The sequence below is a fragment of the Aquihabitans sp. G128 genome (genome assembly GCF_019048865.1).
Classification (GTDB): domain Bacteria; phylum Actinomycetota; class Acidimicrobiia; order Acidimicrobiales; family Iamiaceae; genus Aquihabitans.
Genome location: NZ_CP077604.1, coordinates 2,600,204 through 2,613,070, shown reverse-complemented (window position 1 = coordinate 2,613,070; position 12,867 = coordinate 2,600,204). Strand labels below are relative to the sequence as shown.

Below are 12,867 nucleotides of genomic sequence, written 5' to 3'. Positions count from 1 at the left end.
GGCTCAGCGGCCCTGGCCGGTGGGCATGGGCGGCACGGCCACCTGGCGCACCAGCTGGCCCACCCACGTCCGGGCGGCGGGGAGGTCGTCGTTGGTGACGTCGATGATCCGGTGGGCGAGGCCGGCCACCGCCACCGCCTGCACGTCGTCGGGCTCGACGTAGGAGCGGCCGTCGGCCACGGCCTTGGCCCGGGCCAGCTGCACGAGGGCCAGCCCGGCCCGGGTGGAGAGCGGCTGGCGCGAGCCGGTGCCGTTGCGGATGGTGTCGATGACGTCGAGGGCGTAGGCGGCGACCACCGGGTGCAGGTACACCTCCTGGAGGCCGGCCCGCAGGCGCAGCCACTCGGCCAGGCTGGAGGTGGGGGCCAGGGCGTCGAGGGCGTGGTCCCCGCCGGTGCCGGCCAGCACCTGGAGCTCGGCCTCGCGGCCGGGCAGGCCGAGCGACAGCGACACCGAGAAGCGGTCGCGCTGGCCGCCGACGAGCGGGAAGGTGCCGAGGTCGCCGGACTGCGGGTTCTGGGTGGCCACCACGAAGAACGGGTCGGGCAGGGGGTGGGTGACGCCGTCGACGGTGACCTGGCCCTCGGCCATGGCCTCGAGCAGCGCCGACTGGGTGCGGGGCGTGGCCCGGTTGAGCTCGTCGACCAGGACCACGTTGTTGAACAGCGGCCCGGGGCGGAAGATCCACTCGCGGCGGTCGTCGTCGAGGTAGGTGACGCCGGTGAGGTCCGAGGGCAGGAGGTCCGGCGTGCCCTGGACCCGGCCGAACGTGCCGCCGATGGAGGCGGCCAGCGCCTTGGCGAGGAGCGTCTTGCCCACGCCGGGGATGTCCTCGAAGAGGACGTGGCCGCTGGCGAGGAACGCCGCCGCCGCGGTGCGGATGGGCCCGGGGCTGCCGAGGACCACGCCCGAGACCTGGTCCACCAGCGCCCGGAAGGCCTGCGAACCGCCCGCCAGCCCGGAGCCGGGAACGGCGGAGGGCGGTGCGGTCGGCGGCTCGCCGGGGCCGGGGTCTGGGTTCCAGGTCTGGGTCACGTGGCCTCCGCCGTCGGGTGCTGCCCAATGCTGGCAGAGGGGCCAGCCTGCCCGGCACCGGGCGGGTCGACACCCCCGCAGCCGGGACCGATCGAGCGCCGGTCCGACGACCGCCGGCGCCGACGGGGTTCCCGGCGGACCGGTCAGGTCGGCGGTGGGAGGGTGCCGGTCTCGCCGACGCCGGTGATGCGCACGACCGCGGTGCCCTCGGCGTTCGAGGCCGCCAGGTCGACCACCGCGGCGATCGACCAGGCATGGTCCTCGGCGGGGTCGTCGATGACCTGGCGGACGTCCCAGCGGTCGGCGTGCTCGTCGATGAGCAGCCAGGCCGGGTTGCGGGCGTCGGGCCCGATGCCCACGGTGTCGTAGCTCTCGAAGTACGGGGCCATGGCCTCGAACCAGCGCTCGCCGGTCCAGCCGTCGGCGCCGTCGAGGGCCTCGAGCTCGTGCCAGCGGCGGTGGGCGATGAGCTCCACCCGCTGGAAGAGGGCGTTGCGCACCAGCACCAGGAAGGCGCGGCGGTTGGCCGTGACGGGCGGGGGTGCCACGTCGAGGGGCGCCTCGCCGGGCGGCACGGTGGGGTCGGTGGGGTTGCGCAGCTCCTCCCACTCGTCGAGCAGGCTGCTGTCGACCTGGCGGACCAGCTCGCCCAGCCACTCGGTGATGTCGAGCAGGTCCTCGGTCTTGGCCTCCTCCGGGATGAGCCGGTACAGCGCCTTGTAGGCGTCGGTCAGGTAGCGCAGGACCGTGCCCTCGGACCGGTTGAGCTGGTAGTGGCGCACGTAGTCGGAGAAGTCCATGGCCCGCTCGAACAGGTCGCGGGCCACCGACTTCGGCCGCAGCGGGAACTCGGCCACCCACGGGTGGCCCTCCCGGTAGACCTCGAACATGGGCTCGAGCAGCTCCACCAGGGGCTGGGGGTGGGTGATCTTCTCGAGCTCCGCCATGCGCTCCTCGTACTCCATGCCCGCGGCCTTCATCTGGGCGACGGCCTCGCCCTTGGCCTTCGAGACCTGGGCGGCGAGCACCGGGCGGGGGTCGTCGAGCACCGACTCGACGATGGAGAGCATGTCGAGGGCGTAGGTGTCGGCCTCGCGGTCGAGCAGCTCGAAGGCGGCCAGCGCGAACGGCGACAGCGGCTGGTCGAGCGCGAACTCCGCTTGCAGGTCGATGGTGACGCGGATGGTGCGGCCCTGGTCGTCCGGCTCGGCCAGCTCCTCCACCACGCCGGCGTCGAACAGGGCCTGCTCGATCTCGGCGGCCCGCACCACGTGCTTGGCCTTGTTGGCCTCGGTCTCGTAGTTGTCCTCCAGCAGCTCGGCCAGCGCGGCCCGGCCGTCGCCGGCGCGGTCGAGCACGTTGATGAGCATGCCGTGGCTCACCTGGAAGCTGGAGGTGAGCGGCTCCGGGTCGGCGGCCACCAGCCGGTCGAACGTGGGCTGGCCCCACGAGATCTGGCCGGGCGGCGGCTTCTTCTTGACCAGCTTGCGGACCTTCTTGTCGGCGGCGGTCTTGGCCGCCGCCTTCGCCGCCGATCGGTGGTTCTCGATCACGTGGTCCGGCGCGAGGGCGATGACGGTGCCCATCGTGTCGTAGCCGGCGCGCCCGGCGCGACCGCCGATCTGGTGGAACTCGCGCGCCGAGAGCAGCCGGGTGGAGGTGCCGTCGTACTTCGCCAGGGCGGTGAACACCACGGTGCGGATGGGCACGTTGATGCCGACGCCGAGCGTGTCGGTGCCGCAGATCACCTTGAGGAGGCCGGCCTGGGCCAGCCGCTCCACGAGCCGCCGGTACTTGGGGAGCATGCCGGCGTGGTGCACGCCGACGCCGTGGCGCAGGTACTTCGACAGCACCTTGCCGAACCCGGCGGCGTAGCGGAAGCCGCCGATGGCCTCGGCGATGGCGTCCTTCTCCTCGCGGGTGCAGAGGTTGACGCTCAGCAGGGCCTGGGCCCGTTCGACGGCGGAGGCCTGGGTGAAGTGCACCACGTAGACCGGCGACTGGTGGGTGGCCAGCAGCTCCTCGAGCACCTCGGTGAGCGGGCGCAGCTCGAACTGGTGGAACAGCGGGACCGGGCGGGTGACCGACGTGATGACGGCGACCGGTCGGCCGGTGCGGCGGGGCAGGTCCTCGGTGAAGCGGGAGACGTCGCCGAGGGTGGCCGACATGAGGATCTGCTGGGCGTCGACCAGCTCGAGCAGCGGCACCTGCCACGCCCAGCCGCGGTCCGGGTCGGCGAAGTAGTGGAACTCGTCCATGACCACCTGGCCCACGGCGGCCGTGCGCCCCTCGCGCAACGCCAGGTTGGCCAGGATCTCCGCGGTGCAGCAGATGATGGGCGCGTCGTGGTTCACCGACGCGTCGCCGGTCATCATCCCGACCTTGTCGGCGCCGAACGTGGCCGATAGGTCGAAGAACTTCTCCGACACCAACGCCTTGATGGGGGCGGTGTAGAAGCTGCGGCGGCCCTCGGCCAGCGCCGTGAAGTGGGCGGCCATCGCCACCAGGCTCTTGCCCGAGCCGGTGGGCGTGTTCACGATCACGTGCGAGCCGGCCACGATCTCGAGCAGCGACTCCTCCTGCGCCGGGTACAGCTCCAGGCCCCGGTCGGCCACCCAGCCCATGAAGGCGTCGATGATGGCCTCGGGCTCCGGCTCGGCCGGGACCCGGTCACCCAGGATCCGCAGGTCGGCGTCGGTCACCGGTGCAGCGTACGGGGTGACCTGCAGCGCCGTGGCTGGTGTTGCTCGTGTTGCTGGTGATCACGGCGACCCCCGCCGTGCGGGTGATCGTCGCCGAACCGCAACGCCCTGGAAGTCTGGGCGCCACCTCGCAGGGGCAGGGTTGGGGCACCGCACGACGCGCCGACAGGAGGCTCCGATGCACGCCATCCACGCCCGCTCCACCCGGTCCCCCCGCCCCACCACCGCCGACCACGGCCCGTTCGCCTGGGAGGTGGCCCACGCCGCCCCCGAGGACCGGGCCGTCGGCCTGGAGCTCGAGCTCATCGAGCTGGTCGCCCGCCGCCAGTCGATGGTCGACACCTACGACGGCGAGTCCGAGGCCCTCGACGCCGAGATCGAGCGCACCCTCGCCGAGCTGGGGAACATCACACCGGCCCTGCCGCTCGCCGGCTGACCTGCCGGCCCACCATCGACACCGGCCCGCCGCGACGGGCCTGCCACGCAGTAGACCACGACGCCCCGCCCGCTGGCGGGGCGTCGGCGCGCTCGGGACCTACCAGTAGGACGTGCCCGGTGCGCCCTTGAACGGACCGACGACGTCGCTGGTGATCCAGCCGCCGTAGAAGTTGCCGTCGTTGGGCTCGACCGGCTCGCCGTCGACCGAGCACTCGAGCTGCTGGGCGTAGAACGCGTGGTGGCCGACGAGCGGCGCGAACGGCGCCGTGGGCTCGGGGTACCACCAGGTGGCGCCGAGGGCGACGTGCTCGCCGACCACGACGTCGGCGTAGGACGCGGTGCCCTTCCACTCGCAGAACGTGTGCTGGGCGGTGGGGCGGAGCAGGTCGAGGTCGACGTCGTCCGGCGGCAGGTAGTACGCCGGCGGCTGGCTGGTCTCCAGCACGCGCAGCGCCCGGGTGGACTCGGCCACCACGGTGCCGTGGAACGCCACCCGGATCCGGCGGGACGTCTGCTCGAGGCGGGGCGGGCGGGGGTAGTCCCACACCGACTCCTGGCCGGGCCCGGGCTCGATGCGCTGCGGTCGGAGCATGGTCCCAGCCTGCGCCGCCCCGGCGGCCCCGCCAACACCCCGTTCGGATGGCTGCGGGCTACAGGCCCATCAGCTGGGTGATGCCGTGGTCGCGGCCGGCGGTGTAGCCGCCGTCGACCACGACGGCCTGGCCGGTGGTGAAGCTGGCGTCGGCGGTGAGCAGGAACGCCGCGGTGGCGGCGATCTCCTCGGGGCGGCCCTTGCGGCGCAGGGCGTGCTCGTCGACGAACGAGGCCAGCACGTCCTCCATGCCGGGCAGGTCCATGACCGCGCTCATCATCGGGGTGTCGATGAAGCCGGGGCAGATGGCGTTGGCGCGGATGCCCTGGCGGCCGTAGTCGATGGCGATGTTCTTGGTCAGCAGCACGACGCCGCCCTTCGAGGCGTTGTAGGCGCTGCCGCCTGCGGTGCCCTCGATGCCCTCGATGCTGGCCAGGGTGACGATCGAGCCCCGCTCGCCGTCGACCGGCTCCTGCTCGAGCATCTGGACGAGGGCGTGGCGGCACACGCGGTAGGTGCCGGTGAGGTTCACGGCGATGATGCGGTCCCACTCGTCGGCCTCGAGCAGGTGGACCGGCGAGCCGCCGGCCACGCCGGCGGCGTTCACCACGCCGTCGAGCCGGCCGGTGAGCTCGGTGGTGCGGGCCACGGCGGCGGCGACCGCGGCGTCGTCGCGCACGTCGGTGACCAGCGGGACGAACGAGCCGCCGTTGCTGCCCAGGTCCGGCGCCGCCGGCTCGTGCACGTCGGCGCCCACGACCGCCGCGCCCTCGGCCACCAGCCGGGCGGCGGTGGCGGCGCCGATCCCCGACGCCGCCCCCGTGACGAGCACGGCCTTGCCCACGAATCGATCCATCTCGAGACCCCCTGGTCGCAGCGGCCACGGTCGTCCCGCAGCGCGACCGAGAACGTAGACGGGCCGCCGCCGGCCTGCTCGGCTCGCTTGCGATGGGCGTCGGGTGGGGGCAGGTGGCACCATGGCGGTCCACGTCGCAAGGGGGGAACCGGACCGTGGTGGATCTGACGGTGGTGGCCATCCCGTGGTTCTTCGGGAGCATGGGCGCCGAGCACCTGTACCTCAAGAAGCAGGTCGCGGCGGGCCGCGCGCCCATCGCCGGCGACTACGAGCGGCGCGACACCATCGCCTCGCTCACCATGGGCACGGCCAGCCTGCTGGCCCCCGTGGTGTGGGACAAGGTCCTCAAGCCGGTCACGCCGGGCAAGGGCCGCTACGGCAAGGCGCTGGTGGCCGGCGCGCTGGGCGCAGCGGCCGTGGCCACCGTGGCCGACGTGCTGGCCCGCAAGGGCGACGCCCCGCTGCCGCCGGCCGGCGTGGTGCCGCGCTCCCTGCTGCCCCCGGTCGGCGACCCGGACGAGACGGCTGCGGTCACGGGCCAGCCGGAGGGCCCGGCCGGTTCGAACCGGGCCAAGCGGCGCCGCGCTGCGGCGCTGGCCCGCAAGGTGGCCGGCTCGGCCGCCGCCTCGGCGCTGGTGGCGGGCAGCATCGCGGCGGCCACCACGTGGGCCAACCAGACCACCGCCCGCAAGCTGTTCGCCAAGCGGCCGGGCAAGGACCTGGGCAGCGGCCCCCTGGTGGTGGCCGGCGCCATCGTGGCGTGGGACTTCCTCTACTACTGGAACCACCGCTTCGCCCACGAGAGCCGGTACCTGTGGGCGGTCCACGTGGTGCACCACTCGAGCGAGCACTACAACCTGTCGACCGCGCTGCGGCAGCCGGTGGCCGACGCCTTCACGGTGTCGATGCCCTTCGCGGCGCTGGCCCTCCTGGGCTTCCGGCCCGAGGTCATCCAGACCGCTCGTGACGTCAACCTGCTCTACCAGTACTGGGTCCACACCGAGACCATCCGGACGCTGGGCCCGGCCGAGCAGATCATGAACTCGCCGTCGCTGCACCGCGTGCACCACGGCTCGAACAAGCAGTACCTCGACCGCAACCACGCCGGGATCTTCATCATCTGGGACCGCATCTTCGGCACCCACGAGCTGGAGGACGAGCCGGTGGTCTACGGGCTCACCCGCAACATCCACACGTTCAACCCGGTGCGCATCGCCACCCACGAGCTCGCCGACATCCTGGGCGACGTCGAGGGGGCGAGCACGTGGCGCGAGCGCCTGTCCTTCACGTTCCGTGGCCCCGGCTGGGCCTACGAGCGCAACGCCCGCAAGGGCGAGCCGGTGGCGCTCGCCGGCGTGTCCTGAAGGCCGCCACCGTGGGCTGGCTGCCGGAGGGCTTCGAGCACCCCCGTCGCGAGGACCTGTCGACCGGGCACCACCTGCGGCCCATCCGCGCCGACGACGTCGACCTCGACCTGCCGGCGGTGATGGGTTCGCGCGAGCGGTTGTGGGCCCGGTACGGCGAGGCGTGGGGGTGGCCGCCGGCCACCATGACCCGCGAGCAGGACCGCGAGGACCTGGCCCACCACGAGCAGGAGATCGCCGACCACGTCACGTTCAACTACGCCGTGTTCGACGAGGGCGAGACCGAGCTGCTCGGCTGCGTCTACCTGGACCCGCCGGACGACCGCTCGGCGCCGGGCGCCCAGGTCGTGTGCTCGTGGTGGGTGGTCGACGCCCACGTCGGCGGCCCGCTGGAAGCGGCGCTCGACGCGTTCGTGCCGGCCTGGCTGGCGGACCGCTGGGGCTTCACCCGGGTCGACCGCTCGCCCTGACCCGCGCTGGCGGGAAGGGCCGGTCGGCAGGCTCAGGTGGCGTCGGCGATGCAGCGGACCAGGGCGATGCGCCCCTCGGCCACGTTGCGGGCCAGGTTGGCGCCCTTGGTGGCCATGTCCGGGATGAGCAGGTGCAGGCCGAGGGGCTGGGGCGGGGCGGGCGGGGTGGCGGCGAGCTCGTCGTAGAAGGCGCGGGCCTCGGTGGTGAGGTCGTCCCAGGCGCGCACGGTGAACCCGGCGTCGACCAGCAGGCGCTGCGTCTCGGCGCTGGTGGCGAGGTGGCTCACCGACGGCTCCTCGGCCCACGGGACCGGCAGGTGGATGGGGGCGACGTCGCCGGCGAGGATGTCGAAGAAGGCGAGGCGGCCGCCGGGCTTGCACACCCGGCGCATCCCGGCGAAGAGGTCGGCCTTCGCCGCGATGTTCATGGTCACGTGCTGGGTCCACACCACGTCGAAGGCGGCGTCGGGGAACGGCAGGTCGAGGGCGTCGCCCTGCTGCAGCTCCACCCGGTCAACCAGGCCCACCCGCCGGGTCAGGTCGACCGCCACGTCGACCAGCTCCTGGGTGAGGTCGATGCCGGTGACGTGGCAGCCGTGGCGGCGGGCGAGCAGCCGAGCGGGCCCGCCGAGGCCGCTGCCGACGTCGAGGACGCGGTCGGTGGCGGTGATGCCCGCTGCATCGGCCAGGGCGATCGTGGCCAGCGGGCCGAACGTGTGGAACTCCTCCATGGGACCGAGGGCCTCGGGCGCCAGGTGGTCGGGGTCGAGGCCCGAGGCCACCAGGGCATCGAGCACCCGCTGTTGCAGGGTCCCGCTGGAGTAGTGCTGCTCGACGGCATCGCTCATGGCCGGCTCCTGCTGCTGGTGCTGCTCGACCGCCGTCGGAGCGATCCTGCCCCATCGCCCGTCGTCGTGCCCGTGCGGGCGAGGAGAGCGGCGGTCAGCCGAGGCGGGCCCAGAGGTTGCGGGTGACCTGTTCGACCTGGGGGTCGCGCTCGGCGAGGCCCATCGCCCAGTCGGTGCAACCGCTGGTGACGACGGTCCCGCCGCCGGGACGGGTGTAGGTGCCGAGCACGGCGTGGCCGTTGGCGAGGCGGGCGAGGGACTCGGGGCCGTCGTCGTCGAAGAGGCGGTAGGCGTGGAACTCGAGCTCGGAGCGCTCACCCGGCTTGGGCGGCCGCGCCGCGGTCTCCCGGGTGAACGACGCGGCCGGCGAGGTGCCCAGGATCTCGAACCCCTCCGGCGTGCCGTCGGCGTGGGTGGGGTACGGGAGGCCGTCGCGGTAGGTGAAGTCGCAGCCGTCGCACTCGTAGCCGACGACGGTGGCCTTGGCCCCCAGCAGGTCGCCGTACTCCAGGCCGGTGCCCTCGAAGAGCCAGTGGCCGGGCCGGTGGACGGTGTAGCCGCCGGAGCCGTTGGGCACCCGGCGGCCGATGCGGGCGTAGCCGCCGCGGGCGAAGCTGACACCGGTCATCTCGTTCTCGGGCCGGCCGAGGAGGTGGTCGCTCCAGATGCTGGTGAGCTCGCCCTGCCGGTCGGTGCCGAACACCGGGTCCCGCTCGTAGCGCTGCTTGAAGCCGACCATGGTCTCGTGGTCGTCGCCCTCGAAGCGCACCTGCCAGAACGACGTGTTGCCGGACAGGAAGGCGACGTTGCCGCTGCGCGCGATGAACGCCTCGACGGCGTCGCGCTCCGGGCCGCTCCAGTACTCGTCGTGGCCGACCGAGAGCAGCAGGGCGTAGCGGTCGAGCAGCTCGGGGTGGGCGTCGAGGTCGCTGTTGGTGGCGACGTCGAACGCCCAGCCCTCGCGCTCGGCCCACTCGACGAACGGCTGCTCCCAGTTGGGCCACCCCGCCGAGCCGGCCCACTGCGACAGCCGGTTGATGGCCAGGTAGCCGATGTGGGCGGCGATCTGCGGGTCGGGCGGGTGGACCGACGACACCCGCCGGCCCAGCCCCGGCGGCTTGTGGAGGTAGCCGGCGGCCATGGGGCGCTGGCGCGACACCTGGGTGCCGCCGTTGTAGAGGTTGAACCCGCCGAAGTCGTTGTAGGCGTGCCAGGTGTTGGTGCCCAGCACCAGCAGGGCCCGGCGGTCGCTGTCGGCGGCGCCGCGCACCACCACGAAGGCCCGGTCCTGCACCTGGCGGCCGTCGGCCTCCACGGTCAGCAGCACCTCGTAGTAGCCCGACGCCCAGTCCGGGTCGACGCCGACGGTGAGGGCGACCGGCCACCGGCAGCCGTGGGCCGACGCGTCCTCGGGCACCGGGAGGTCCTGGACCGGCACGGCCTCGGCCCGGAACACCACCTCGCGGGTGGCGCCGACGCGGGCGATCTCGACGTCGACGGTGCCGGTGGTGGCCGACAGGTGGAGGTCGACCGCCTCGCCGGGGACCACCGACTGGGGCCAGCACCATCCACTCACGTTCGCTCGGGCCATGGCGGGACCGTAGCGGCGGCCCGGGCCGGTGCGACGGGGGTCACCCGCACGGGTGGCGGGCGCTCAGGCGCGCGCGGGCGTGCCCGGACCGGTCACCTTCGGGGTGAGCCGGTTGCGCACCGCGTAGGCCGCGACGGCCACCAGGAAGAACACGCCGACGGTGCCGTAGAGGCGGTTGGTGCCCTCGGCGAGCCGGTTCTCCGACGTGCAGATCACCGCGACCGGCGAGGTCAGGTCCCGGGCGACCTCGACGCGGTCGCCGTTGGTCTCGACGGTGAGGCCGTCCGGGCACAGCACCGGGCTGAGCGGGGCGATGCCGGCGGGGAAGAGGAGGTTGGCCACCAGCACGTAGGGGATGGCGAGCAGGAAGATCCGGCCCAGCCACGTCAGCGCGGTGCGGCCCGGCGTGTTCATGGTCCTTCCATCGGCCCGAAGGGGCTGGTGCTGAAGGGGTGGTCCCTTCGCGAAGGGGTGAACGCCGGAGGGCGGGTGCGGTCAGCGGCGGGCGAGCTGCTCGAGCAGGGCCCGGTGGGCGTCGAGGTCGGGCACCGCCACGCCCTCGGTGACCTTGCCGGCGTCGTCCCAGCCGCGGAGCCGGACGGCGTCGACGTGGGCGGGGTGGCGCTCGAAGCGCGCGACCTCCTCGGGCCCCATCGGACCGCCCTGGCGCACCAGGCTGCGCGCCGAGCCGGGCGACAGGCCGGCGTGGTACGCCGGCTCGACGGCGCAGCGGTAGCGCTTGGCCGCCACGTGCAGGGCGATGGGACCGGTCACGTCGGCGCCGAAGACGGGGGCCAACCAGCGGGCGCCTCGGGCCTCGTGGGCCAGGTCGGCCTCGACCTCGCCGTCGGCCGCCCCGCCGTCGCGCAGCTCGAGCAGGTGGCCGACGTCGTGGAGCAGGGCGGCGGCCACCAGGGCCGGCGCCGCCCCCTGCTCCTGGGCGTGGGCGGCGGTCTGCAGGGCGTGGTCGAGCTGGGTGACGGCCTCGTCGTAGCGCTCGCGGCCCCAGTGGTCGAAGAGCGCCAGGACGTCGTCGACCGGCGCGGCGGGCATCAGACCGCTCGGCCCTGGAAGTCGTCGATCAGCGAGACCTGCACCTTGCCGTCGGCCCGGCCGCCGGCGGCGAAGCGGGCCAGCTTCTCGGCGTAGTAGTCGGCGCGCAGGTCGCCCTCGGAGCGGGCGTTGTAGGTGGGGTAGAGGGCGCGGCGGGGCGTGGCCGAGCGGTTGGGGCCGCTGCGGTGGGGCGTCCGGGAGTGGAACCACAGGGTCCACCCGGCGGGCACCTCGACGGGAACCCAGTCGTAGGTGGCCACGAGGTCGGGGTGGATGCAGCCGCCGGCATCGACGGCCAGCACCTCCTGGTGGCAGGCGTCGACCACCTCGAGGCAGCCGTTCTCGACGGTGGAGTCGTCGACGGCGACCATGCACGAGACGTGGGCGTCGATGAACGGGTAGGCCGGCGCGTCCTGGTGCGGGGCGTAGCCGGCGCCGCCGGCCAGCTTGTAGTTGACCTTCTCCTTGTAGAGCACCGCCGGCTCGCCCAGCAGCGCCGAGGCGGTGGCGAGCATCGACCCCGTGGTGAGCAGCTCCCGGATGCCGGTGTGGAAGGGGATCAGGTTCTCGCTGCGGCACAGCTTGGGGCCGTCGTCGGTGAGCTCGCGGTGGTGCATCCAGCCGTCGCCGTCGTCGGGCCAGGCCGCGACCTCGTCCAGCCAGCCCTGGAGCTCGGCCACGCCGTCGGGGTCGACGGTCCGGGTCAGGACCCACCCGTGCTCGGCGAAGTGGGCCGCCTCGGCGGCGGTGTCGGCGGCCAGGGGGTGGTCGGCGGCGGGTTCCATGGGGCCAGTCTGCTGGACTCGGCCCATGACCGCCGAGTTCCCGGTGCTGCCGTTCCGGACCACGCTCTACACGCCTGAGGAGCTCTTCTCCGGGTTCCGGGGCGACGACCCGTCGTCGTACGCCTCGACCCTCGACCTGCGGACCTACGCGTCCACCCGGTCGGCGCCCAGCCGCGAGGTGGGCATGCTCCGCGCCCTGCACGACCAGTGCATCACCGACGCCCGCGACGAGCTCCTGGTCGACCGGCGGGTGGTGGCGGTGATGGGCGGCCACGCCCTCGCACGCGACGACGCGGCGTACCGGGACGTGGTCGAGCTGGCGGCGGCGCTCACGGCGCGGGGCGACCTGGTCGTCTCCGGCGGCGGACCGGGCGCCATGGAGGCCACCCACCTCGGTGCCCTGCTGGCCCCCGCCGACCCGGCCGCCCGGAGCGCCGCCATCGACCACCTGGCCACGGTGCCGCGCTTCCCCGGTGACGAGGCGCCGCTGGTGGGGCCAGACGGCGCCGTCGACCCGAAGGTGCTCGCCGCCCTCCACGCCTGGCAGCGGCCGGCGTTCGAGGTGCTCGACACGGTGGCGCCCGAGCACCGGGGTCGCAGCCTGGCCGTGCCCACCTGGTTCTACGGCCACGAGCCGCCCACGCCGTTCGCCACCGACATCGCCAAGTACTTCTCGAACTCGCTGCGCGAGGACGGGCTGCTGGCCATCGCCGGCGACGGCATCGTGTTCGCCCCCGGCTGGGCGGGCACCGTGCAGGAGGTCTTCCAGGACGCCGCCCAGAACTTCTACCGGGTCTTCCACGACCGCTTCAGCCCCATGGCGTTCCTCGACACGGGGGCGGCCTGGAGCGAGCAGCTGCCGGTCCTGCCCCTGCTCCGCACCCTGTTCGGCGAGGCCGACTTCGAGCGCTACGTCTGCTGCACCGACCAGCAGGCCGAGGTCCTGTCCTTCCTGGCCGCCGCCGGCCCGAGCGCCCGGTGACGTCCTGGTCAGGGCCCGATCCGACCGACGAGGCAGGAGGAGCGGGGGTCCCTGTCGAAGGACCCACGCTTCGGACGACCCCGGGCGGGGTGGCGCTCGAAGGGAGCACCAGCGCACCACCTCCGGAGCGCGCCGGTGTCGGAGGAGGAGC

13 protein-coding genes are annotated in these 12,867 nt (G+C 73.7%); 4 read left to right on the top strand and 9 right to left on the bottom strand.

Annotated elements, in window-relative coordinates:
• Positions 1-3: 3 nt before the first annotated feature.
• Both KSP35_RS12415 and KSP35_RS12410 read right to left on the bottom strand, forming a co-directional pair.
• Positions 4-1,035: a MoxR family ATPase gene (locus KSP35_RS12415; protein WP_216995819.1), complete on the bottom strand. Its 1,032-nt coding sequence runs from the start codon at positions 1,033-1,035 to the stop codon at positions 4-6.
• A 143-nt stretch (positions 1,036-1,178) separates the two neighbouring features.
• Positions 1,179-3,659: an RNA helicase gene (locus tag KSP35_RS12410; RefSeq protein WP_217002226.1), complete on the bottom strand. Its 2,481-nt coding sequence runs from the start codon at positions 3,657-3,659 to the stop codon at positions 1,179-1,181.
• A gap of 256 nt (positions 3,660-3,915) precedes the next feature.
• On the opposite strand from KSP35_RS12410, the gene KSP35_RS12405 reads away from it, so the two are divergent.
• A complete protein-coding gene (locus KSP35_RS12405) occupies positions 3,916-4,173 on the top strand; it encodes a hypothetical protein (protein ID WP_216995817.1) in 258 nt (85 codons plus the stop codon).
• 99 nt (positions 4,174-4,272) lie between these two features.
• Here KSP35_RS12405 and KSP35_RS12400 read toward each other — a convergent pair whose 3' ends face one another.
• A complete protein-coding gene (locus tag KSP35_RS12400) occupies positions 4,273-4,767 on the bottom strand; it encodes a DUF427 domain-containing protein (protein WP_216995815.1) in 495 nt (164 codons plus the stop codon).
• Positions 4,768-4,825: 58 nt separating this feature from the next.
• A complete protein-coding gene (locus KSP35_RS12395; protein WP_216995813.1) occupies positions 4,826-5,623 on the bottom strand; it encodes an SDR family NAD(P)-dependent oxidoreductase in 798 nt (265 codons plus the stop codon).
• A gap of 155 nt (positions 5,624-5,778) precedes the next feature.
• Between KSP35_RS12395 and KSP35_RS24380 the strand changes: the two genes are divergently transcribed.
• Positions 5,779-6,987 carry a sterol desaturase family protein gene (locus tag KSP35_RS24380; protein ID WP_254126738.1) on the top strand — a complete coding sequence of 403 codons (1,209 nt, stop codon included), beginning with the start codon at positions 5,779-5,781 and terminating at the stop codon, positions 6,985-6,987.
• A gap of 11 nt (positions 6,988-6,998) precedes the next feature.
• Positions 6,999-7,457, top strand: coding sequence for a GNAT family N-acetyltransferase (locus tag KSP35_RS12385; RefSeq protein ID WP_216995811.1), 459 nt, complete (start codon positions 6,999-7,001; stop codon positions 7,455-7,457).
• Between the two features lie 32 nt (positions 7,458-7,489).
• Here the strand turns inward: KSP35_RS12385 and KSP35_RS12380 are convergent, their stop codons facing one another.
• From KSP35_RS12380 to KSP35_RS12360, 5 genes are all read right to left on the bottom strand, one after another.
• On the bottom strand, positions 7,490-8,305 hold the full coding sequence (locus KSP35_RS12380) for a class I SAM-dependent methyltransferase (RefSeq protein ID WP_216995809.1): 816 nt from the start codon (positions 8,303-8,305) through the stop codon (positions 7,490-7,492).
• Between the two features lie 94 nt (positions 8,306-8,399).
• Positions 8,400-9,896, bottom strand: coding sequence for a N,N-dimethylformamidase beta subunit family domain-containing protein (locus KSP35_RS12375; protein ID WP_216995807.1), 1,497 nt, complete (start codon positions 9,894-9,896; stop codon positions 8,400-8,402).
• A 63-nt stretch (positions 9,897-9,959) separates the two neighbouring features.
• On the bottom strand, positions 9,960-10,310 hold the full coding sequence (locus KSP35_RS12370; protein WP_216995805.1) for a hypothetical protein: 351 nt from the start codon (positions 10,308-10,310) through the stop codon (positions 9,960-9,962).
• Between the two features lie 81 nt (positions 10,311-10,391).
• Positions 10,392-10,949: an HD domain-containing protein gene (locus KSP35_RS12365; protein ID WP_216995803.1), complete on the bottom strand. Its 558-nt coding sequence runs from the start codon at positions 10,947-10,949 to the stop codon at positions 10,392-10,394.
• Positions 10,949-11,734, bottom strand: a complete 786-nt coding sequence (locus KSP35_RS12360; RefSeq protein ID WP_216995801.1) for a phytanoyl-CoA dioxygenase family protein — start codon at positions 11,732-11,734, stop codon at positions 10,949-10,951. The genes KSP35_RS12365 and KSP35_RS12360 overlap by 1 nt, the downstream gene beginning before the upstream one ends.
• Positions 11,735-11,759: 25 nt before the next feature.
• Between KSP35_RS12360 and KSP35_RS12355 the strand changes: the two genes are divergently transcribed.
• On the top strand, positions 11,760-12,716 hold the full coding sequence (locus KSP35_RS12355) for an LOG family protein (RefSeq protein ID WP_216995799.1): 957 nt from the start codon (positions 11,760-11,762) through the stop codon (positions 12,714-12,716).
• The last annotated feature ends 151 nt before the right edge of the window (positions 12,717-12,867 follow it).